The following is a 20,626-nucleotide window of genomic DNA, read 5'->3' on the forward strand; positions in this document are numbered from 1 at the left end:
CCCTCGTGGTCGCCCTTGGAACAATCAATAATATTTCCATTTATCTATAATCGAATCTTCTAAACTGGCTTAATTTTATTGGACCACGGCCTTCTCTCGAATTGATTTGGTTGCGATTTGGGACAGGGCGACCACAAGGGTCGCCCCTACAATCCTGACAATTCCGATAATGTCCAGGCATTTTTTCGGCCGGCGGTTTGTTCGCGGACGGTTTTTACTTCTGCGGGACGGATTGGCGGGGCGTTTACAAATTCATGACGGACGTAACTTAATACGGATGCTATCCATTCATTATCATTATCTCCCATCGCCGGCATTTCACTTGGATAGGTTTGTCCGTCAATTGGACCTGAAAGTCCGTGCAGCAAAATCCGAAGTGCCATATCTTTTCCTTTTCCAAGTCTTGATGAACCTACAAGCGGCGGTGCGGTTTTACTTTGTAAACCTTTTCCATCAACTCCGTGACAAGCAGTACAAAGCGATTTGTAAATAACTGCCCCGTTTAAGACAAGTTTCCTGTCAACTTCATCCAAACGGCCTAAACGTTGCCCAAACTTCTTCACATCTTCATTTTTATCAATACTTTTCTGAGCTCGGGCTAATACTTCGTTTCCATTTGAAGCGGTAAGCATTTCATCAATCAAGCCTTTTGCTTTCGGCGATTTACTATACGACAAGGACAAAATCAACTGCATTTTCACATCATAACTGCCATCCGTTTTCAAACTTGCCAAATGCTCAATCATCTGGTCATCTTTTTTCAAATAATCTTCGGTCAGCCGAATTGCTGTTTTTCTTATTTCAGGGTCTTTATCTCTGAGACCTCCAAGAACAATTGCACTATCCAGAGCTCCTAAACCTTCCAGCGTCCACAGCGCATGAAGCCGCCCTAATGAAGAAGTTGATTTCACTGACTCATTCTGACTTTCAGCCATAATTTTCAAGGCAGGAATTACAGATTTATCATTTCTGATAATCAGTTCTTTTTGCGCATTATCACGCCACCATCCATTGGGGTGATTAAGATAGGAAACGAGTTTTTTAGATGAAGCATCCAGCAAATCCGGTTTTGGTCCAGGTTTCATTCCATCGTGAACCAGACGATAAATACGGCCGTGCTGAATATTTTTATCAAGACCCAAACGTTTAATTTGTGGCCTCAGATAACTTTTCGGCCCCGTCCAGTTTCCTTCCTGAATAATTCCGCGGTTCATATCCACCAGATACAAACAGCCATCCGGCCCCGTATACATATTTACAACCCGGAAATTCATATCGGTTGAAGCAATAAATTCTTCTTTTTGATATGCATTTTCCAAAGTAATTTTTCCGCCTTGATCCATCACTTTGGCGCGACGGATCAAACGGCCAACAGGCTCACTGATCAGTAAATCTCCATCAAGATCTTTTGGCAATCTGTCTCCCCGGAAAATTACCTGTCCGCAGCTGGCAGTAAAATGGTTTAGAGTAGTATCTGGTCTTAATCTTTTCAATCCGCCCTCAACATCCGGCGTTTTTATGATTGGCCAAACTTCATTGAATTGCTGGGTATACTGATCGTTAAATTCCATTCTTCCATAAATCGGATTGATCTGAAATCCAAGTGCAGGCACTTCTCCACCAGCCGAAGAAAAGAAAAGCCGCCCAAAATTATCATGCGTCAATCCCCATTGTCCATTAGATCCGCTTGGAATTGAATCTGGTACTAAGATCCCTTTTGTGTAACGAAAACGTACCGGATCGACGGTTGTATAAATGTAATTATCCAGATTCCAATCCAGACCACTACGCTGATGTTCAAGATTTCCCGGCGCTTTTTTATTCGGGGTATAAACTGGTCGTTTATCATCCGCCACACCGTCTCCGTTGGTATCTTTGTAGCTGTAAATATTGTAGGTATCCGTCTCATTAACAAGCAATTCATGACCAACACATAACAACATTCTTGGCAAAAGCATCTTGTCAATAAAAACAGAACTTTTGTCCATTTTTCCATCATTATTGGTGTCTTCCAAAAGCATAACACGGCTTGTTTGGGCATGCTCGTTGCTGCCTTCCACATCCTGCATGTAGGTATTCAGTTCAGCCACATACATGCGCGCATTCCCGTCCCAGGCAATAGCAACCGGCTCATGGATCATCGGCTCACTTGCTACCAGTTCCAGATGATACCCTTTTGGCAATTTAAATGTTTTAAGACTTTGCTCTGGTGTTAAATGTTCCGGCGACGGATTTGAGGTAAAAGCAGGAATAGCAGCAACGGATGCGTCTGTTGTCCGGAGCGTATTGTCGGTTGTCTTCTGGCGAGAAACCTGACACGTAATCATTATAAAAGCTGTCAGAATGCAGACGATCCAAATATGTTTTTTCATGGTGGTGGTTAAGTTATTATTAAAGGGTCAGTGTATAAATTTTTCCTTTTTGTGTTTGGAAATCATAAAGCGATGTTTCTTTGATATTTAATTTATTGATCGTTGCAGCCGGCGAAATAACAGGTTTCAGAACATCTTCCGTTTTGTAAAAAATATTTGGATTTTCTCCCGTCACGGATTGTAAAACGATTCCTTTTCCTTGTAAAGTATTCGGCAACCGCAGACGGCAATTTCCACCCAGATTAGACTGAATAACCAGTTTTGAAACTTTGCCATCTTTCCATTCCAGCGCGACAATATCAAAACCACCTCTGGCCCGCAGTCCGCTAATGCTCCCTGTTTTCCAGCCATCCGGAATTGCCGGCAATAAATGAATGGCACCATCATGACTTTGCATTAACATTTCAGCAATTCCGGCGGTACAGCCAAAATTTCCATCGATTTGAAATGGCGGATGGGCATCAAAAAGATTTGTATAAGTCCCGCCACCGCCTTTTTTTCCAGGTGCATTTACAGGCGAAAGTTGATCGGTAATAAGTTTATAAGCCCGGTTTCCATCCTGCAATCTCGCCCACCAGTTTACTTTCCAACCCATTGACCAGCCAGTTGAGACATCACCCCGATGTTCCAGTGACGTCCGAGCCGCACTGAAAAGTTCAGGCGTACGGTAAGCAGAAAGCTGGTGCGAAGGATACAAACCATATAAATGTGAAATATGACGGTGTTTGTCATCCGGATTATCAAGATCTTCAAGCCATTCCTGCAATTGACCGAACTTCCCTATCTGCATCGGAGCAAGTCTGGCTCGTTTTTCTTTTAATATTTTTACAAATTCAGGATCCGTTCCAAGGGCTTCGGCAGCTCGTAAAGTGCTTGTAAAAATATCATAAACAATCTGGTTGTCCATCGTATTTCCTGCACCTATCGTAACATCCGGACGTGAAGCCGGTGCATTTTCTGGCGACATACCCGGAGCTACAACCAACCATTTGTGCGTAGGTTCTTCGATCAGAAAATCGACAAAAAACTGAGCAGATCCTTTCAGTGCAGGATACACCGATTTCAAATAATTTCTATCTCCCGAATAACAATATTTTTCCCAGGCATGCGTACTAAGCCAGGCACCACCCATAGGCCACATGGCATAAAAAATCGGATCCACCGTACCAGTAATTCTCCAAAGATCTGTATTATGATGTGCCACCCAGCCATTGGCGCCGTACATGACTTTCGCTGTTTCTTGTCCGGTTTGTGAAAGATCATTAACCATCTGAATTAAAGGATCATGCATCTCAGTCAGGTTGGTTACCTCAGCAGGCCAGTAATTCATTTCAGTATTAATATTGATCGTATACTTACTATCCCAGGGCGGACTCATTTCTTCATTCCAAATGCCTTGCAAAGTCGCAGGTTGTCCAACGGGCATTCCGTTTTGTGCAGGTTGGGAAGAAGAGATCAGCAGATATCTGCCAAACTGGAAGTACAAGGACACAAGCTGCGGGTCGTTTCCTGATGCAAATTTTTCTATCCGTTCGTTGGTAGGAAATTTAGCTGCCTCGGTAGTTCCGAGGTCAAGTTTTACACGGTTGAAATACTTTTGATAAGAGATAATATGTCTGGCAAGAATATCCTCGAACGTCTTTTTTACCGCATTGTTTAAATATAAATCTGCCTTTGTTTCAGGATTGGCAGTCAGTGTTTTGTAATCAACAAAATTAGTACCGATTGAAATATAAATTGTAACTGCATTAGCTTTGTTAATTGTGACAGACGTGTCGCTGGCGCTTAATTGCCCACCCTCATTTAATACTTTTACATGCGCATTGAACACAACTCGTCCTTTTAAACCTTCATGATCACCGCTCATTCCGGAAAACACGAGCTTTCCGGTTTTATCTGTTTTTCGCCGGCCTTTTTGCGGGCTTGTTAAAAAAGAAGTAAAATTCAGTTTGCCTGGTTTATCAGCAGTTAACCGGACTGCAATGATCTGATCCTGAACCGAGGCAATTACTTGTCGGGTATAGCGCACGCCATCGACTGTATAAGATGTTGTAGTAGTGGCTTTTTCCAAATCCAGTTCACGGTAATAATCTGTAAAAGATTCATGGCCCGGGAATGTCAGATTGAGATTTCCCACGGGTTGATACATCATGCCATTGGTCGTTTTGGACTCGATATTCTGTGCGGCAAGCTTTTCCGCTTCTGCGTGTTTTCCTTCAAAAATTAATTTTCTGATTTGTGGTAATGCAGCAAGTGCATTGGGATTATCATTACGATTTGGCCCGCCAGCCCAGACTGTCGACTCGTTAAGTTTTATAACTTCCTGTTCAGGATTTCCATAAACCATGGCACCCAAACGACCGTTTCCAACCGGCAGCGCGTCTGTCCAGATTTTCCCGGCAGGTTTTTTATACCAAAGTTTTAATGCCCCAGCCTGCTGAGCAAACGCATTGGAAATAAACAAGAAAGCGGTTAGGATGCGTACTATATTTTTCATGAAAATGATTGGTATATCTTATCAAAAAGTTGTGATGGAAAATGAAAACCGGTGACACTTAGATAAGAATCAAAGAAGACTACTCTAATCATGATTGTTTGTAAAAGTTTTAGAAAGAATTGAATCCCGGCCAGCAGCTAAATGAATTCTGTGCAAATTAGGCATTCAGGATTAACAGAATGATTAATAAAACATTAATCAAACCCTTTTTGACTATTATTTTATTATATAATCAAATAAAATAATCCTAAAAATAAAAAAGCCCGGGAGATAGGGTCATTACCCAACATCCCAGGCCCTACCCTGATTTCCAGTATTTCTTAATTGTGTTTCAAAACATATCTTCCTTTCGCTTTTCCGTGCAACAATGCATCCAGCTTTTCCGGTAATTCTTCCAAACCAATTTCCCGGATCATTTCATTCAGATGGAGTGGTTTCCATTCTGATGCCAGCGATTGCCAGACTTTCTTCCTCAATGCAATCGGAGCCTGAGCTGAATCAATTCCTGTCAGTGTAATTCCCCTTAAAATAAACGGAAAAATAGTAGTATTCAGTTCTGCCGAAGAGACGTTTCCACAGCAGGTAACCATGCCATATTGCTTGACGGATTTCAAAATTCCCGATAACGTTGGGCCACCTACATTATCGATTCCGGCAGAAAAATCGGATGATGATAAGGGCTTGTTATTATATTTTTCAATAAACTCATTCCGGTTAAGAATTTGTTTTGCACCAAGCGTCGATGTAAGGAAATCGTCTTCACTTTTCCCCGAAATGGCTACAACTTCAAAACCTAGTTTTGACATGATTGCCGTCGCCATACTTCCCACGCCACCGGTTGCTCCACTGACAATAACAGCTCCCAGGTCCTGAGTTATCCCGGCACCGATTATTTTTTCAACCGATAATCCAGCGGTCAGTCCCGCCGTTCCGAAACTCATTGATTCCTTTAAAGAAAGTCCTTCCGGCAAGGCAACAACCCATGGTGCCGGAACGCTTATATATTGACCAAAACCGCCCCAGGTATTCATCCCAAGATCAAATCCGGTAACCAGAACTGAATCACCTTCCTGAAAATCCGATGTATTGGATTTTACCACAATTCCTGCTGCATCGATTCCCGGAACGTGTGGAAATTTCCTTGTAACGCCTTTATTTCCAGACGCCGACAACGCATCTTTATAGTTTAAAGACGAATAACTGACCTTAATGAGCACGTCATTTCCCGGAAGATCGGCGGTGTTTAATTCTTTAATTTCCTTTTTGAAATCTCCTCCTTCCTGGCTTATATATAAAGCTTTAAATACCTTTTGCATGATTTTTCTCATTAAAATTTGTGCTATACAAAATCTTATATCCCTTACCACAACAGACATTTTGTATAGCAATGCTGAATATCAACATAAAATTTTTACCGAAAAACAGAATTCGGAAGTTTCATGAAATGTCTTTTATCCTGCAAAATAACAGGTAGGGAAATGACTAAGCTTCCTTTATTTACCGGACAGAAAATGTATTATGAAAAAACTAGTATCCCTTGCCATCGGGTTAATCTCACTTTCTGCTTTAACTTTTGGACAAAATAAAAAGCCAAATATCGTTTTCATTCTGGCTGATGATCTGGGTTATGGAGATTTGGGTGTTTACGGACAGAAAATAATAAAAACGCCCAACATTGACTGTTTGGCCAAACAGGGGAAACTTTTTACCAATTTTTATGCCGGCACTACCGTTTGCGCACCTTCCCGTTCTTCCTTATTAACCGGACTGCATACAGGCCATACCTACATCAGAGGAAATAAGGAAATCCAGCCGGAAGGCCAGGAACCGCTTCCGGATTCGGTTGAAACATATGCACAATTACTTCAAAAAGCTGGATATGTCACAGGAGCTTTTGGCAAATGGGGATTGGGCATGGTAGGAACTTCAGGCGAGCCGGCAAAAAAAGGTTTTGACCAGTTTTTTGGATATAATTGTCAGCGCCAGTCGCACCGCTATTATCCTACACATCTTTGGGAAAATAACAAAAAAATAATTCTTCAGGGAAATGATTTAAAGCATAAGGCAACTTATGCACCAGAATTGATTCAGCAAAAAACATTTGCTTTTATTGATAAAAATAAAGACAAACCGTTTTTCCTGTTCGTTCCAACCGTTTTGCCACATGCTGAATTGCAGGGGCCGGATGATGTTTTTTTGAAAATGTACAAAGGAAAACTGACAGAAAAACCTTATAAAGGCAATGATTACGGGCCGGATGCGACCGTTCCCGGTTATGCCTCAGAGCCTGATGCACACGCTACCTATGCCGCCATGGTAAGCCGGATGGATTTCTATGTAGGGGAAATTTTGCAAAAACTCGACAAGTTGGGATTAACGGAAAATACGATCATCATTTTCAGCAGCGATAACGGTTCACATCGTGAAGGTGGTGCTGATCCTGAATTTTTTAACAGTTCGGGCGGATTGAGGGGAAATAAAAGGGATTTGTATGAAGGAGGAATTCGCGTCCCTTTTATCGTAAAATGGCCAGGAAAAATTAAAGCTGACAGCAAAAGCCAGTTTGTCGGCGCATTTTGGGATTTGATGCCCACATTTACAGAGCTAACCCACGCAGCAAAACCAAGAAATTCAGATGGACTCTCGATTGTTAATGAGCTGCTTGGAAAACCGAAGCAGAAACAACATGAATATTTATACTGGGAATTTCATGAAGGCGGCGGAAGGCAGGCCGTTAAAATGGGGAACTGGAAAGCGGTAAGACTTGAAGTTGATAAAAATCCAAATGGAATTCCGGAGCTTTACGATCTGGCAAAAGATCCTGCCGAAAAAAACAACCTGGCTTCCCAAAATCCTGAGATTGTTAATAAAATGGAAAAATACATGGGCGAAGCGCATCGTGAAAGTATTTTATTTCCGTTCGCTAAAAACTGAAAATGAGATCTGAAATACCTCACTTATAAAAATGGTTAGATCAATCCAGAAATCAGATTAACCTAACCATTTTTAAATCGACTACTAATCCAGCAAATCTTCCAAATGTTTGTAATTGGATTTTACGGTATCTAAAACTTCTTCAAATTTTCCGCCAAGCATTAATTTGGTCATGGAAAGTGCCATGCCTCCAACCATTTTCATTTCAATTTTCGGAGGCATTGCCAATGCATTTGGATCGGTCATGACGTTGATCAAAACAGGGCCATTGTAAAGAAACGCTTCCTGTAAACCTGCTTCCAGATTGTCCGGATCGCTGATTGTTATACCTTTTATCCCCATCGCTTCGGCCACTAATGCAAACTCGGGATTGACCATATCTGTTTCAGAATCAGGCAATCCGGCTACTTCCATTTCCAGTTTTACCATTCCTAAAGAACGGTTGTTGAATACCACAATTTTGATCGGAAGATTGTATTGTTTGATAGTAGCCAAATCTCCCAGTAACATAGAAATTCCACCATCCCCGCACATTGCAACAACCTGACGGTCAGGACAGGCCAACGCTGCACCAATCGCATGAGGCATGGCGTTAGCCATCGATCCATGTGTAAAGGATCCGACCATGCTCCGTTTTCCAGTCGCTTGAATATACCGGGAAGCCCAGACACAGCACATGCCGGTATCCACGGTAAAAATGGCGTCACTTGTTGCCAATTTATCAATTTCAGCTGCTACCAATTCCGGATGAATTGCATTTTTTGAGCCCTTATCCTTCACATACGTTTGCAAATGATCTTTTACCTTTTCATAAATATGAAGCTGGGCTTTCAAAAAGCTGTCGTCTTCTTTGATTTTTAAAAGTGGGAAAAGTGCTTTTAATGTTGTTTTAGTATCGCCATGCAAACCCATTTCAAGTTTTGCTCTTCTTCCTAATCGTTCAGGTCTGGTATCGATTTGTACCAAAATTTTGTCTTGCGGAATGAAAGGCGTGTAAGGAAAATCGGTTCCTAGTAAAATTACCAGCTCGCTTTCATGCATGGCGTGATAGGCGGAAGGCAATCCCAGCAAACCCGTCATCCCAACTTCATAGGGATTATCATACTGAATTCCCATTTTTCCTCTAAACGAATATCCTACCGGAGCTTTCAATAAAGCCGCCAATTCTACAACTTCATCATGCGCATCAGAAGCCCCGATTCCACAGAAAATCGTAATTTTTTTATGTTTGTTGATCAGATTGGCGAGCGCCTGAAGTTCCTCATCGCCAGGTCTGATTAATGCTTTGGAAAAATAATTTTTGTCGGCAGTCACATTTTCAACCGCGTCCATTGCGCTTACATCTCCCGGCAAACCTAATACTGCAACACCTTTTTGCTGGATAGCATGTTGCAGTGCAGCTTGCGTCATTCTTGGCAATTGCGCCGGTGTGGCAGCAATTTGATTGTAATAACTGCAATCGTCAAAAAGCTTGATCGTATTTGTTTCCTGAAAATATCCGCTGCCAAATTCCACCGTAGCACAGGTTGACGCAATCGCTAAAACGGATGCTCCGGCGCGGTGGGCATCATAAAGTCCGTTGATCAAATGCACGTGTCCGGGGCCGCTGCTTCCTGCGCAACAGGCCAAACCGGTCAGTTCCGCTTCTGCGGCGGCGGCATAAGCTCCTGCTTCTTCGTGTCTTACATGGATCCATTTAATGGCCGGATTTCTTCTTACCGCATCATTCAATTCATTCAGACTATCGCCCGTCACCGCATAAATCCGTTTGATACCTGCCTGTACAAGCATATCCGCCAATTGTTCCGCTACTTTCTTTGACATATCAATAGGTATTAGTTTTTTGTTATTGGAAGTGAATCACTTCTGACAGAAAAGACTCAACTTTCGTTCCAGCTATCCTGATGTTGATCAATTACACTTTAATGTACTAATGATTGTTGGGAATGCGCAATTATAACAGAATCGTTATTGCAAATTTCAATCGGAGCTATGAGAACATCAATGGACTTATGACGGAATTTGAGGTAGATATATGGGGTTTGGGTTTGCTGGTCTTTTTGGTCTTTGGTTTTGGCTGGTTTTTTACCCGTCCGACGGCGGAAAAAGCCGGCGGACGGGTGGCTCGGAGAAACTTCTGTGGTAACTTATAGATTTTGGTTTCTTAATTTTATTGTCCTAACCAGTTTTTAAACGCAGCCATTTTTTCACGACTTATCAAAATATCGTTGTCAGCGGAATTTTCAAGCTGGATTTTCAGGCGACTGTTTGAGTAGGTGAAAACACCTTTTATCGCACTAACGGAACTGATGTATTTTCTGTTCAATCTGAAAAATAATTCAGGATCAAGCAGATTTTCAACTTCGTCAAGCGTATAATCGATGATGAATTTTTTACCTTGTTTGGTCATCAGAAAAGTGACTTTGTCTTCACTGTAAAATATACCAATTTCGTCGATTGCGATTGTTTGGATACGTTCTCCGATTTTTACTAAAAACCGGTTTTTGTATACTTTTTGAACGGGTTGTAATAAAACACGAATTTGGTCCAGCGTTATTTCCGGTGCTTTTCTTCCCGATTGAAATTTATTTAAAGCGTTTTTCAGCTCTTCCGGATCAACTGGTTTTAATAAATAATCAATACTATTCAGCTTGAAAGCTTTGATTGCATATTGGTCAAATGCTGTGCAAAAAATAATGGGCGAGGTGACTTTTACATGTTCAAAAATCTCAAAACTTATTCCGTCAGCGAGCTGAATATCCAGGAAAATAAGATCTGGCTGTGGATTATTATTAAGCCATTCTACGGCAGAAGTAACCGTATCCAGGTTTCCAAAAATCTCACACTTTGGTATCATATCGTTGATCAGTTTGATCAGACGGCGTGCCGCCATATTTTCATCCTCAATGATCAGTATTCGCATTTTATCTTAAATTTACTGGCTGCGTTATAATTGCGGATTTTCTAGTAGCGGTAGTTTTACAATGAAAAAATCATTTGTTTCTTCAATTAAAACCTGATCATTATTAAGCAATTCATATCTCTTTCGAATATTGGAAAGACCAATTCCAGTCGATTCTTCTGATAAACTGCTTTTTAATTGAAGATTGTTTTTAACGATTAATTGTTTTCCTTCCAACAGAATTTCAATAAATAATGGATTAGCCATGGATGCGATATTGTGCTTGATCGCGTTTTCCAGCAACATTTGCAGCGACAGTGGCGGCAGGTAAAAATCAGTTTTCAGATTTACATTAATTTTGTATTGCAAACCTTCTTCAAACCGTATTTTTTGAAGTGAAAGAAAGTTTTCAGCAAATTCCATTTCGCTGGAAAGTTTAACTAGTTTCTCTTGCTGAACCTCCAAAACATAACGATAGATTTTTGATAACTGTCGGATAAATCTTGCCGCTGTATCCGGATTCTCATAAACCAGATTGCTCAAAACATTGAGTGAATTGAACAAAAAATGTGGATTAAGCTGATCCTTTAACGTTTGATATTGTTGTGCATATTGCTGCGTTTTCAATTGTTCAGCTTCAATCGCCGACTTTTTCCATTCCAGTAAAAATGAGCGGCTAATAAGCAAAAATGCAATAATTACAGAAATCTGCATGGGTAATTTTGTGTGGACCATCAGCCATTCCCAAGGAATATTGTCCAACGAAAAAGACTGTCTTACCAGAAATTCGATTAAAAATGTAATGGTATAACTAGTAACAAAAACGTACAGAACATAGCTGATACTTTCTAAAATCAGCCTTTTGACAGGATACTGAATCCAGGGCATTTTCTTGTCAAAGTAATATTCGGCCAGGAAACCGCCGTAACTCAGAATACATGACAAAACGAAAGAGTAGAAAAAGTCATTGGCTGCAGACAACAATCCTTTAATTGAGGTAAAACAGGAAGGACAGAATATAACCGTAAGTACAGCGGCAATAATCAAATTCACACCAATAAAGGCCGGGGAAAAATTCCAGAATTTTTTTGAGCCTCTTATCGAAGATGTCATTTGATTAAATTTGTTTTTCTAATGTAATGTTTCAACGTATTACTGACAAGCTTTTGCGGATTTTTCGGCAAATGCTCTTCCCCAGGTTGGCGCCAGTTTTGCTTTTAAGGCTTCATCATCCTGGGCTGCAAATATAGCCTGACTTTGTTTTACTAAACCACATGCTTTTTCAGTACCCGATTTAAAAAATCCGGCCATTCCAAATTCCATTTGTCCCATTAAAAGTGATGCTCTTGGATTTTGAGGATCCATTTTCATCGCTTTCCCAAAAGTATACATTACCGTCCCCGACAAGCTTTGTCCGCGGCTGGCAGGATCGGCACTTACTTCTGCCATTATTTTAAAGCCTTCAAGTGTTACGATTTCTGAATTATTCGGTGAAATTGCCTCGGCCTTTTTGATCAGTTCTTCTGCTTTTGCCAGGGCTTCATCTTTTTTGTTCAGGTCCAAAGAATTGTCCAATCCCTGGTAAACGTAAGCAAGGGCGTTGTAATAATAGGGCTGCCACTCATTTGGATTTAACTGGCTGATACGTGCGAAACCGTTAGCGGATTGCTGATATTTACTCAAAGAATCGGCTATGTTAAGTTTATCAATTTCTTTTTTCATAGCTTTTTGGTAAGCAGAATCCTGTGCGAAAATTGATACAACAGTACAAAGAATTAAAGCGATGGTTAACAGAGAATTTTTCATATTTTTTGTTCGATTTGAAAGTTGGGAAGCAATTGTAGAAACTTGATTAATACTTATATTTTGCACCATTTATTTTGATAAAAACCTGTTTGTCAATACATTTTTAAGATTACAGATTATTCAGCTGATTGGCATTTTTATCGTGGGAAAGCGTGATAAACAAACCAATAAAAGCCATTCTGGTCGCACCTTGTCCAACAGGAATTCTTGAAAACGAACCTGCTTCATCAGGCTGTGTTGAATATTTATAACCAAACACATTATTCCTCCCAAGAATATTTGAACAGGCAGCGTGCAGGATAATATTCGGTCTTGGCAGATAACTCCAGCTGATACTGAGATCGCTATACGCTTTTGTTTTACGCTGCATCTCACCCGCAAGGTTTGGATCGTTGTAGGTGTACCCATTATTCCAGGACCAGGAAGTTCCAAGCTGTGATTTCAAGGCACTTACAAAATGTTTGATAACGACTGATCCATTATGTTTCGGAGCAAAAGACGGCTGTACTTTTGTTTCAAATACTGAATATTGGCGTTTGCTATCCACGAAACTATATGTAACCCAGAAATCTGTGTTTTTAAAACTTGTTTTATCCCGGTAGAAGAAATCGGCTCCTCTTGCAAAACCAGAACCATTTTGCGTGATGTTAACCGGCGCCAGGTCTGTTCCGTTGTAGGTTGACAGGTTGTTGTAAGTTTTGTAAAATGCCTCCGCGCGAAATGTCCTGTTATTGTTGACAATGAAATAGTTAAGAATATAATGACTGGCTTCTGCATTTTGCAAGTTGTTTTGTAATACTCTCAATTTTTCATCAGGAAGCTGGTGAAATTTTCCGGCTGCGATGGAAAATTGTCCCTGATTATTCAATTTATAAGCCAATGAAATCCGTGGATCCATCCAAAATTGTTTAGCGGCTGTGCTGTATCCACTTCTTAATCCACCTCTGAAAATCAAACGATTACTGAAATAATAATCTGTCTCAATAAAATGGTTAAACTGATTGTCCATAATACTGCGTTTCAAATGGTCATCAACCAATTCTTCCGAATACGATTTCAAATAATACTCAATTCCGTTTTTTAATGAAAACTGAGGACTGAAATCTTTCACTGCCACTATTTTCGCATGTCCCAGCTGATTTACCTGGCAAACCGGAACATAATTTAAATTGATTGCATCCCGGTTGTGTGAATAAGCAAGTCCGCCGTAGAAAAACCAGTCACGCTTTCCAGCCTGACGAAATGAAAGATTTCCGTAAGAATAACGGTTATTGATATGAACCCGGTCACCACGGCCCAACCCACCCGCAACCGGTTGCCAGATCGTCATGTTGCTTCCTTCTGTGTGCGTATAAGCTTTCAGAAAACCTGTTTTGCCCCATTTATGTCTTAAAGAAACCTCAGTATCCCAGGTAGACGGACTCTTTTCCCAGTCAAATTTTTGGTTCACCAGTGATTGATACGGAGCAAGATTGTAATAATTGGCTGTCGCTGTCAGCGCATTATTATCTTTTACCAACGTTTGCGTATAACCGCCGCCCAGCGACATAATGCTCAAATCACCCTGATTCCGTAACGGAAGATCCAGTGTATTTAAGGCGAGCGCAGAAGAAAGCGCCTGACCATATTCTGCTGAATAACCACCGGTACTGAAAAACGAACCTTTGAATAAATTTGGACTGAAACGATTACGAGTCGGGACGTTGGTTGCTGTACTTCCGTAAGCATTTCCAACTTGTAAGCCATCGATAAAAATCGAGGTTTCGGAAGCGTCACCACCTCTTACAAATAATCTTCCGTCGTTGCCAACCGTTGAAGTTCCAGGCAGTGTAAGTAATGCAGCGGTAATATTTCCCATCGCTCCCGAAGTTGTTACAATGTCCAGTGGCTTCAGTACTACCGCTTTTTTGGTATCACTGGCTTCCATGGCTCCGGCTGTGATGGTTACTGCTGTTAATACATTGATACTTTCGGCTAATGAAATCCGGAAACTTAACGGTTGACCTGCGCATTCGATTTCCCTTTCCTGCGGTTTATAACCCAAAGCCTGAAAAACCAGCATATGCTTTCCGGTTTCGGACGTTTCGAATTTAAAATTTCCGTCTGCGTCTGAGGAAGTTCCGTCGTATGTTCCTTTCAATAATATATTGGCCCCTGGCATTCCTGCGCCTTTTTGATCAGAAATTCTCCCGGATATTATGGTTTGTGCTTCTGCACTTAACATCAGAAAAAATATCGTGAAGGAAATTAATAACATTTTCATCCTGGCTGCTCATTAGATTTAAGTCAAAATTGGCTGATAAGAGGGTACTGAAAAATTGAACTTTACCGAAGCGCAGAAAGTGATGGATGAAGTACAGAATTATCCTGCCCAAGTGAATCAATCATTTACTCAAAAGTCTGATTATTCACTGGAATAATATTTTTAACACTTAAAGATAACAATCTTCACATCTGATATTTAAACAATTACACCATGAAAGCGCTGAAACATTTCTTTATCATCACAATATTGATTATCCCGACTGTTGGCTTTTCTCAAACCCAAAATGTTACTAAAACGAAAACTTCTAAAAGAGTTACCGTAATGGATACTTCCAAAAGAGTGAATTTGTCAAAAGACCCGGTCATAAAAGAAAATGCTCCCGTTTTGAATGACAACGGAAATGTCAATACCAATGGGACAATTGACGGAAGCAGAAGCAGTACCGGCCGCCCAGGTGCAGATACAACGGCCGGATATACGGTTAGGAGAAGAAAAAGAACAATTACGACGGGGGGAGTTGTGTATCCGGATACGACGACGGTGAAAAAGCCTTAGGGATTTTGAAATAATTTATCTGATTAAAAAGTTGATTCCAGTGTTGTGATAAGGAATCAACTTTTAATCCCATTTGGTTTAAATTTTATATGTTAAAATTCAAAACCTGCAAAATTCTTAGTAAAATTTCCTTGACGTTTAATGCGACCATTTCTATAAACGGTTCATTATCTCCATCCATTTGTGCAATTTCCAAAACCTGATAATATTTCAACCGATTTTCAGAATCTCCTTTTAATATTGCAATTGGATATCCATGCTGCAATAAAATAAGATTCATTAATAAACGACTTGTCCTTCCGTTTCCATCGATAAAAGGATGGATAGTCACCAAGCGTTCGTGAATTTCAGCAGCAAGAATAACAGGATGAATAGAATCCTTATTGTCGTAATACCATTTAAAAAATCCTTCCATCAATTCATCAACCATAAATGGCTGTGGCGGAATATGTTTTGCGCCACTAATCAAAACTTGTACTGTCCTGAATTTTCCACCATTACTGTTGTCAACTCCCTGGAGAATCAATTTATCTATATTTAATAATTCATGCTTTGTTAACGGCGCTTTTTCACTAACTAATTCCTTTATATAATTTAACGCAAAAGAATGATTTATAGCTTCTAAATGTTCATGAAGACTTTTTCCACTAATAGTTAGCCCCTTTTCAATAACCAATACCGTTTCCTGAAGCGTTAGAGTATTACCTTCAATCCGGTTACTCTCATAAGTATACTCCATTTCAAAGGCCTTAGCCACTTTCTCACCTTGAATATAGCGAAGGCGATTTAGCTGCTCTTTTAGATTGTCTATTTCTGCTAATAACTCTTTCATCAGGCTTTTGCTGCTTCACAATGGGCTTTAAAATTTCACCAAACCTCACATTATAATTTTTAATAGGCAAGATATGGAATATCTCACTTGATCCTCGTTTAGTTGCGCAAGCGGATCACCGGCATAAAAAAAATATGAGATTTTAAATAAAGAAAAAGCGTTAGTTAAAGCTGTTCACTTTTGTTATAATATCAATACTCATGTACCATAGAAAAATCCCCATCACACTCAGCTGCGGTCTGGATCTGATCAGAGAAGTACTGTATGGAAAATTCACATTATCCATTACATTGGAAATGGTGCCTTGCGTCCTACGGATATGCATAAAAAAATCCCGGAAGCAACCCGCCGCGTGCTAAATATTCAATTGAGACAATTGGAATTACACAACATTATTAGCAAAGAAGTATTCCCGCAATTACCACTAAAAGTTGAATATAGCCTAACTGAATTTGGGAAGACACTTTTGCCCGTAATTGAAACGATGTGAAACTGGGGTGATGAACATCAGGCCCACCTGCGCGAAGTAATAACCTCATCAGTATTTTCGGAAACGGAAGAAGCGAAAAAGTAGTTCTTTTGCCTTTTTAATCTGATCATTACCTAAAAATGGTCATAAATAAAATAAAGGCAATCAAATTTTACAATCTTAAAGTTATTCCAAGTAGTTTTATAGCATTATATCGTATTAATACGACAAATACATCTTTTTTCAACAGAACTTATTTAACGGTTTGGGCGGCACAACATAAAAAACTAACCTTGTGTCACCATTTGTTAACTGAACACATATTTCCTGGATCATAGTATACACCCGCTAAAATTATCAGAATTGGTGATTCTGCTTGTAAATAGAAGAGAAAGTATTTTACTATTACCTCTACAATATTTGGAATATCATGGAGAATTCGCGTGACGACCAGCCTGGTTATGCAGGCCGGTGGAGAATTATTGTTTCATTAATTGCATTTTCAATACTTGTTCTTATCCTTTATAATATTCTGGAATATGTATGGTGGTGAAATTTCCGGCACTTTTTATTGTTTAAATTTTTCTCTGCAAAAATTCTCTCTGGCTAAAATCAATTTCTAATCCGGTCATTACATTCCTTATTACAAATAAAAAATTATATTCATTTTCGTAAAAATTTGGCACAACATAGTATTCTTACTACGTAAGATGCTTTTATTTGTAATTCTCACCGCAATTCGAATAAAATGCCGTCAAGAAAACGAAAAAGTGCCAGATTTAAAAAAGTTGCAATTGAGTGGCTTAAATGGATTAGTGCAATTGTACCAATTTGTGCTTTTTTTTACATTCTCTACTATTACAAACAACTGGATTTTCTTCAAAAAGATAAAGAAATCGAATCGGTAACCACTGTTTTAGGTCAAAAAGATTCCCTTAATCTGGCCGACGCCATGATGAAAAGCCAGGTAGAAAATGAGCTAAAAATTATTGAAAATGAATGGCATTCCGTTGGAGGCATAGCAATTCACAATTTACTTATTGAAAACAAAGCAGACAAGCCTGCCAAGAGTGTAGAAGTGGAATTTAAATATTTATCCGACACACAGGAAGCGCTTACCACAAAAGTCATCACGATAAAAAAAGATCTGCCAGCCGGAAAATCTACCCGAATTACGGACGTGAGTGTCGGGTTTGTAAACAATGGCGCGGTAGGCTGTGATACGAAAGTATTAGGAGCCAAATTCTGATTAATTTCTTGTTGGGCTTTTCAATGGCCTCATCTTGATTTTTAAACTTATTAAGCACTTTACTGGTCCAGCGAAGTGAAATATATCTTTTTTTATTAATATTTAAAATATAATTTACAAATAACTACCTCATTATAAGTAAATTAAATACAATATCAAAATATTTCAAATTTATTTTTTTCCTAGTGATCTAAAGGTGATAAAAAAACGTAGATACCGCGGAAGGTATATACGCCTACAAATATTTCTCACATAAATTTTATAAAGATGTTTCGATATCTGACAAAATAATATCTAATCTCGTTGAGTAAATTTAAAAACCCCTAAGACTATGCCTAAGGGGTTTTTTGTTACTTCACCATAACATTTCTTACATTAAGGATAAAGCAAATATTTCTTCCGCATATTTTTATAATCCGTTAGTCCAGGCTCCCAGCTTTTTCTTATTTCAGCTTCCGGAGTCCCGGCAACAATTTGTTTTTTAAGATTTTCAGTTCCGGCAAGTTTATCAAAATTGCCCATTTGCTTGCTCTGCGACATATCGAAAAATTTCTCCTTGTCCGGATAAGCTTTATACATCTCAATAAGCCATTTCAGATTGATCTGTTTACTTTTTCTTAAAGAAGTAATAGCATATTTCCTCAAATCCAGCCCATAACAATCCTGATTCTGATGCAACGGGGTTTCACTCATTCCCTGAATACTTTTTGGTATGAAAGAAAATTCATATTTTCCTTTTAAAAGAGGCGCACCCAGAACAGTAAATGGCATGTAAGTTCCCCGACCCTGACTAACAATTGTTCCTTCGAAAGGACATATGCTTGGATACAACAAAATCGACTGCTGGCTATTCAGATTTGGCGATGGGAAAACGGGTAAATCATAAGGCGTATCATGGTCATAGTTAGCTACTTTAATAATTTTTAGTTTGCATTGCAACTGGCCCGGCAACCATTTTTCGCCATTCAGCATTTGTGCAAATTCACCCATTGTCATACCATGTGTTATTGGTATTTTGTGCATACCAATGCCCGAATGTAAATGATCTTCCAGAATCGGCCCGTCCACAACGTAACCATTCGGATTTGGACGATCTAATATCATCAGCTCCTTATTATTTTCAGCACAGGATTCCATTACATGATCCAGCGTATTGATATACGTGTAAAAACGACAGCCAACATCCTGAATATCAAAGATTACAAGGTCGACATCTGCCAGATGTTCTTTACTCGGTTTTTTATATTTTCCATATAATGAAACAACTGAAATACCCGTTTTCGGATCGGTTTCATCGCTCACTTTGGCACCATTACTGGCATTTCCACGGAAGCCATGTTCCGGACCAAAAATTCTGACAATGTTTATTCCAAGTGCCAATAAACTGTCCACGCTTGGTATTTTGCCAATAATGGAAGTCTGGTTGACAACCATGGCAATTCTTTTCCCTTTCAGATATTTCAGATATTCCGATGTTTGGTCAGCACCGGTTATGACGGTTTTGGCAGCCTCCGGATTATGATTACCTAAGGAATCACCAGTGGCCGGAAAGGGACTTTTATTACCAGATGTGCTGGCGCAGCTCGTCGTTATTGCGCCAATCGAAGCGATTAAACTCAGGCCCAGAACTATTTTTTTCATTTAATATGGATTTAGGAAATATTCGAGGTAAATAAAGATTTTTTCAAAACAATTTCATCTGTCCGCCCTTTATAAATAGCGACTTGTCAAGCTCTTTTGTCTCTCTGCCGGCAAAATATTTGCGACAGGCAAAATCATGCAATTGCCTGATATTTTCAGCGAATTTGCCTTCACCACTCATACGAAGACCGTAACGGGAATCATTCAACTGGCCGCCGTGACATTCTTTAATCTGGTTTAAAACTTTGGACGCTTTATCCGGAAAATGATGATTGATCCATTCTTCGAAAATCGGCCCAATTGCACCATTTAATCTTACAACGGTATAGCCCGCCCAAACCGCACCAGCTTCTGCCGCAGCCTGAATGATGGAAGGAATTTCATGATCATTTAATCCGGGAATTATCGGTGCAGTCATCACGCCCATTTGAACGCCTGCTTCGTGCAATGTTTTCACTACCTGCAAACGACGTTTTCCAGTTACGGTTCTTGGTTCCAGTTTCCCTCTCAGATCCTCATTCAAAGACGTTATTGAAACCGCGCCATGCACAAGATTTAGTTTTGCCAGTTTTTCAAGAATATCAAGATCCCGAAGGATCAGGGCATTTTTTGTAAGAATACTAACAGGATTTCTATACTTCAGACAAATTTCAAGCATCTGTCTGGTAAGCTGATAAACTTTTTCAGCAGGCTGATAACAATCTGTATTTCCTGAAAAGAAAATCGTCTGAGGTTCCCAGCTTTTTGAATTCAGCAATTTTTCCAGCAATTGAGGTGCGTTCTTTTTTACTACAATTTTTGTTTCAAAATCCAGTCCGGCCGAAAAGCCCCAATACTCATGAGAATTACGTGCATAGCAATAAATACAGCCATGTTCACAACCCCTGTAAGGATTAATGGAATTGAAATTACGAAGATCCGGGCTATCCGATTTGCTCAGAATCGACTTTGAGATTTCCTCAATAAACAACGTTTTGACATTTTTTTCAGGCTCTTCCCAATTCTGCCAGTCTTCGGAAGTATATTCAATTTCCTGCTTACGAAATTTATTATCGGTATTAATTCCCGCTCCTCTGCCCCTAGCCCGATTGTCCATGTGATGA

The 20,626-nt window shown here is 39.7% G+C and carries 18 protein-coding genes; 6 read left to right on the forward strand and 12 right to left on the reverse strand.

All coding sequences use genetic code 11. The annotated features are described in order from the left end of the window. Window positions 1-146: 146 nt before the first annotated feature. The 3 genes from FDK13_RS03890 to FDK13_RS03900 all read right to left on the reverse strand — a co-directional run bounded on the left by FDK13_RS03890 (window position 147) and on the right by FDK13_RS03900 (window position 6,185). Complete coding sequence (locus FDK13_RS03890) at window positions 147-2,372, reverse strand: DUF7133 domain-containing protein (RefSeq protein WP_137338685.1); 2,226 nt, start codon at window positions 2,370-2,372, stop codon at window positions 147-149. Window positions 2,373-2,391: 19 nt separating this feature from the next. Then, entirely contained in the window at window positions 2,392-4,869 is a 2,478-nt protein-coding gene (locus tag FDK13_RS03895; protein WP_137338686.1) for a glycoside hydrolase family 95 protein, read from the reverse strand. Window positions 4,870-5,189: 320 nt separating this feature from the next. Further along, complete coding sequence (locus FDK13_RS03900) at window positions 5,190-6,185, reverse strand: YhdH/YhfP family quinone oxidoreductase (protein ID WP_137338687.1); 996 nt, start codon at window positions 6,183-6,185, stop codon at window positions 5,190-5,192. A gap of 202 nt (window positions 6,186-6,387) precedes the next feature. Between FDK13_RS03900 and FDK13_RS03905 the strand changes: the two genes are divergently transcribed. Continuing rightward, window positions 6,388-7,803, forward strand: a complete 1,416-nt coding sequence (locus FDK13_RS03905) for an arylsulfatase (protein WP_137338688.1) — start codon at window positions 6,388-6,390, stop codon at window positions 7,801-7,803. 84 nt (window positions 7,804-7,887) lie between these two features. Here FDK13_RS03905 and FDK13_RS03910 read toward each other — a convergent pair whose 3' ends face one another. Next, entirely contained in the window at window positions 7,888-9,627 is a 1,740-nt protein-coding gene (locus tag FDK13_RS03910) for a thiamine pyrophosphate-dependent enzyme (protein ID WP_137338689.1), read from the reverse strand. Window positions 9,628-9,749: 122 nt separating this feature from the next. On the opposite strand from FDK13_RS03910, the gene FDK13_RS35290 reads away from it, so the two are divergent. Next, a complete protein-coding gene (locus FDK13_RS35290; RefSeq protein ID WP_170982704.1) occupies window positions 9,750-9,956 on the forward strand; it encodes a hypothetical protein in 207 nt (68 codons plus the stop codon). Between the two features lie 17 nt (window positions 9,957-9,973). Here the strand turns inward: FDK13_RS35290 and FDK13_RS03920 are convergent, their stop codons facing one another. The 4 genes from FDK13_RS03920 to FDK13_RS03935 form a co-directional block, all read right to left on the reverse strand. Beyond that, complete coding sequence (locus tag FDK13_RS03920) at window positions 9,974-10,726, reverse strand: LytR/AlgR family response regulator transcription factor (RefSeq protein ID WP_137338690.1); 753 nt, start codon at window positions 10,724-10,726, stop codon at window positions 9,974-9,976. 24 nt (window positions 10,727-10,750) lie between these two features. Next, window positions 10,751-11,818: a sensor histidine kinase gene (locus tag FDK13_RS03925; RefSeq protein WP_229215892.1), complete on the reverse strand. Its 1,068-nt coding sequence runs from the start codon at window positions 11,816-11,818 to the stop codon at window positions 10,751-10,753. Window positions 11,819-11,857: 39 nt separating this feature from the next. Next, window positions 11,858-12,511, reverse strand: a complete 654-nt coding sequence (locus FDK13_RS03930; RefSeq protein WP_137338691.1) for a BRO1 domain-containing protein — start codon at window positions 12,509-12,511, stop codon at window positions 11,858-11,860. A 109-nt stretch (window positions 12,512-12,620) separates the two neighbouring features. After that, on the reverse strand, window positions 12,621-14,774 hold the full coding sequence (locus tag FDK13_RS03935; RefSeq protein ID WP_137338692.1) for a TonB-dependent receptor: 2,154 nt from the start codon (window positions 14,772-14,774) through the stop codon (window positions 12,621-12,623). A 213-nt stretch (window positions 14,775-14,987) separates the two neighbouring features. Between FDK13_RS03935 and FDK13_RS03940 the strand changes: the two genes are divergently transcribed. Further along, window positions 14,988-15,332: a hypothetical protein gene (locus FDK13_RS03940; protein ID WP_137338693.1), complete on the forward strand. Its 345-nt coding sequence runs from the start codon at window positions 14,988-14,990 to the stop codon at window positions 15,330-15,332. Window positions 15,333-15,417: 85 nt separating this feature from the next. On the opposite strand, the gene FDK13_RS03945 is transcribed toward FDK13_RS03940, so the two are convergent. Beyond that, entirely contained in the window at window positions 15,418-16,164 is a 747-nt protein-coding gene (locus FDK13_RS03945) for a Fic family protein (protein WP_137338694.1), read from the reverse strand. 160 nt (window positions 16,165-16,324) lie between these two features. Then, the gene (locus tag FDK13_RS36005) at window positions 16,325-16,489 is read right to left on the reverse strand and encodes a hypothetical protein (RefSeq protein WP_229215936.1); all 165 of its coding nucleotides are present in this window, start codon (window positions 16,487-16,489) and stop codon (window positions 16,325-16,327) included. Here FDK13_RS36005 and FDK13_RS36010 point away from each other — a divergent pair. The 3 genes from FDK13_RS36010 (at window position 16,484) to FDK13_RS03955 (ending at window position 17,882) form a co-directional block, all read left to right on the forward strand. After that, window positions 16,484-16,654, forward strand: a complete 171-nt coding sequence (locus tag FDK13_RS36010) for a winged helix-turn-helix transcriptional regulator (protein WP_229215893.1) — start codon at window positions 16,484-16,486, stop codon at window positions 16,652-16,654. The genes FDK13_RS36005 and FDK13_RS36010 overlap by 6 nt on opposite strands. Window positions 16,655-17,063: 409 nt before the next feature. Continuing rightward, the gene (locus tag FDK13_RS36365) at window positions 17,064-17,186 is read left to right on the forward strand and encodes a hypothetical protein (protein WP_262711804.1); all 123 of its coding nucleotides are present in this window, start codon (window positions 17,064-17,066) and stop codon (window positions 17,184-17,186) included. A 195-nt stretch (window positions 17,187-17,381) separates the two neighbouring features. Next, window positions 17,382-17,882, forward strand: coding sequence for a hypothetical protein (locus tag FDK13_RS03955; protein WP_137338695.1), 501 nt, complete (start codon window positions 17,382-17,384; stop codon window positions 17,880-17,882). A 375-nt stretch (window positions 17,883-18,257) separates the two neighbouring features. On the opposite strand, the gene FDK13_RS03960 is transcribed toward FDK13_RS03955, so the two are convergent. Both FDK13_RS03960 and FDK13_RS03965 read right to left on the reverse strand, forming a co-directional pair. Further along, window positions 18,258-19,523: an exo-beta-N-acetylmuramidase NamZ family protein gene (locus FDK13_RS03960; RefSeq protein WP_137338696.1), complete on the reverse strand. Its 1,266-nt coding sequence runs from the start codon at window positions 19,521-19,523 to the stop codon at window positions 18,258-18,260. Between the two features lie 43 nt (window positions 19,524-19,566). Next, entirely contained in the window at window positions 19,567-20,619 is a 1,053-nt protein-coding gene (locus tag FDK13_RS03965) for a PA0069 family radical SAM protein (protein WP_137338697.1), read from the reverse strand. Between the last annotated feature and the right edge of the window lie 7 nt (window positions 20,620-20,626).

It is taken from the genome of Dyadobacter frigoris, assembly GCF_005280585.1.
GTDB lineage: Bacteria > Bacteroidota > Bacteroidia > Cytophagales > Spirosomataceae > Dyadobacter > Dyadobacter frigoris.

Excerpts from the sequence above, each read along its gene's own strand:
- FDK13_RS36010 (WP_229215893.1), top strand. The coding sequence starts at position 16,484 with ATGCATAAAAAAATCCCGGAAGCAACCCGCCGCGTGCTAAATATTCAA.
- FDK13_RS03900 (WP_137338687.1), bottom strand. The coding sequence starts at position 6,185 with ATGCAAAAGGTATTTAAAGCTTTATATATAAGCCAGGAAGGAGGAGAT.
- FDK13_RS03935 (WP_137338692.1), bottom strand. The coding sequence starts at position 14,774 with ATGAAAATGTTATTAATTTCCTTCACGATATTTTTTCTGATGTTAAGT.
- FDK13_RS03945 (WP_137338694.1), bottom strand. The coding sequence starts at position 16,164 with ATGAAAGAGTTATTAGCAGAAATAGACAATCTAAAAGAGCAGCTAAAT.
- FDK13_RS03960 (WP_137338696.1), bottom strand. The coding sequence starts at position 19,523 with ATGAAAAAAATAGTTCTGGGCCTGAGTTTAATCGCTTCGATTGGCGCA.
- FDK13_RS36365 (WP_262711804.1), top strand. The coding sequence starts at position 17,064 with ATGGAGAATTCGCGTGACGACCAGCCTGGTTATGCAGGCCGGTGGAGA.
- FDK13_RS03890 (WP_137338685.1), bottom strand. The coding sequence starts at position 2,372 with ATGAAAAAACATATTTGGATCGTCTGCATTCTGACAGCTTTTATAATG.
- FDK13_RS03965 (WP_137338697.1), bottom strand. The coding sequence starts at position 20,619 with ATGGACAATCGGGCTAGGGGCAGAGGAGCGGGAATTAATACCGATAAT.
- FDK13_RS03905 (WP_137338688.1), top strand. The coding sequence starts at position 6,388 with ATGAAAAAACTAGTATCCCTTGCCATCGGGTTAATCTCACTTTCTGCT.
- FDK13_RS03895 (WP_137338686.1), bottom strand. The coding sequence starts at position 4,869 with ATGAAAAATATAGTACGCATCCTAACCGCTTTCTTGTTTATTTCCAAT.
- FDK13_RS03910 (WP_137338689.1), bottom strand. The coding sequence starts at position 9,627 with ATGTCAAAGAAAGTAGCGGAACAATTGGCGGATATGCTTGTACAGGCA.
- FDK13_RS03955 (WP_137338695.1), top strand. The coding sequence starts at position 17,382 with ATGCCGTCAAGAAAACGAAAAAGTGCCAGATTTAAAAAAGTTGCAATT.
- FDK13_RS36005 (WP_229215936.1), bottom strand. The coding sequence starts at position 16,489 with ATGCATATCCGTAGGACGCAAGGCACCATTTCCAATGTAATGGATAAT.
- FDK13_RS03920 (WP_137338690.1), bottom strand. The coding sequence starts at position 10,726 with ATGCGAATACTGATCATTGAGGATGAAAATATGGCGGCACGCCGTCTG.
- FDK13_RS03925 (WP_229215892.1), bottom strand. The coding sequence starts at position 11,818 with ATGACATCTTCGATAAGAGGCTCAAAAAAATTCTGGAATTTTTCCCCG.
- FDK13_RS35290 (WP_170982704.1), top strand. The coding sequence starts at position 9,750 with ATGCGCAATTATAACAGAATCGTTATTGCAAATTTCAATCGGAGCTAT.
- FDK13_RS03940 (WP_137338693.1), top strand. The coding sequence starts at position 14,988 with ATGAAAGCGCTGAAACATTTCTTTATCATCACAATATTGATTATCCCG.
- FDK13_RS03930 (WP_137338691.1), bottom strand. The coding sequence starts at position 12,511 with ATGAAAAATTCTCTGTTAACCATCGCTTTAATTCTTTGTACTGTTGTA.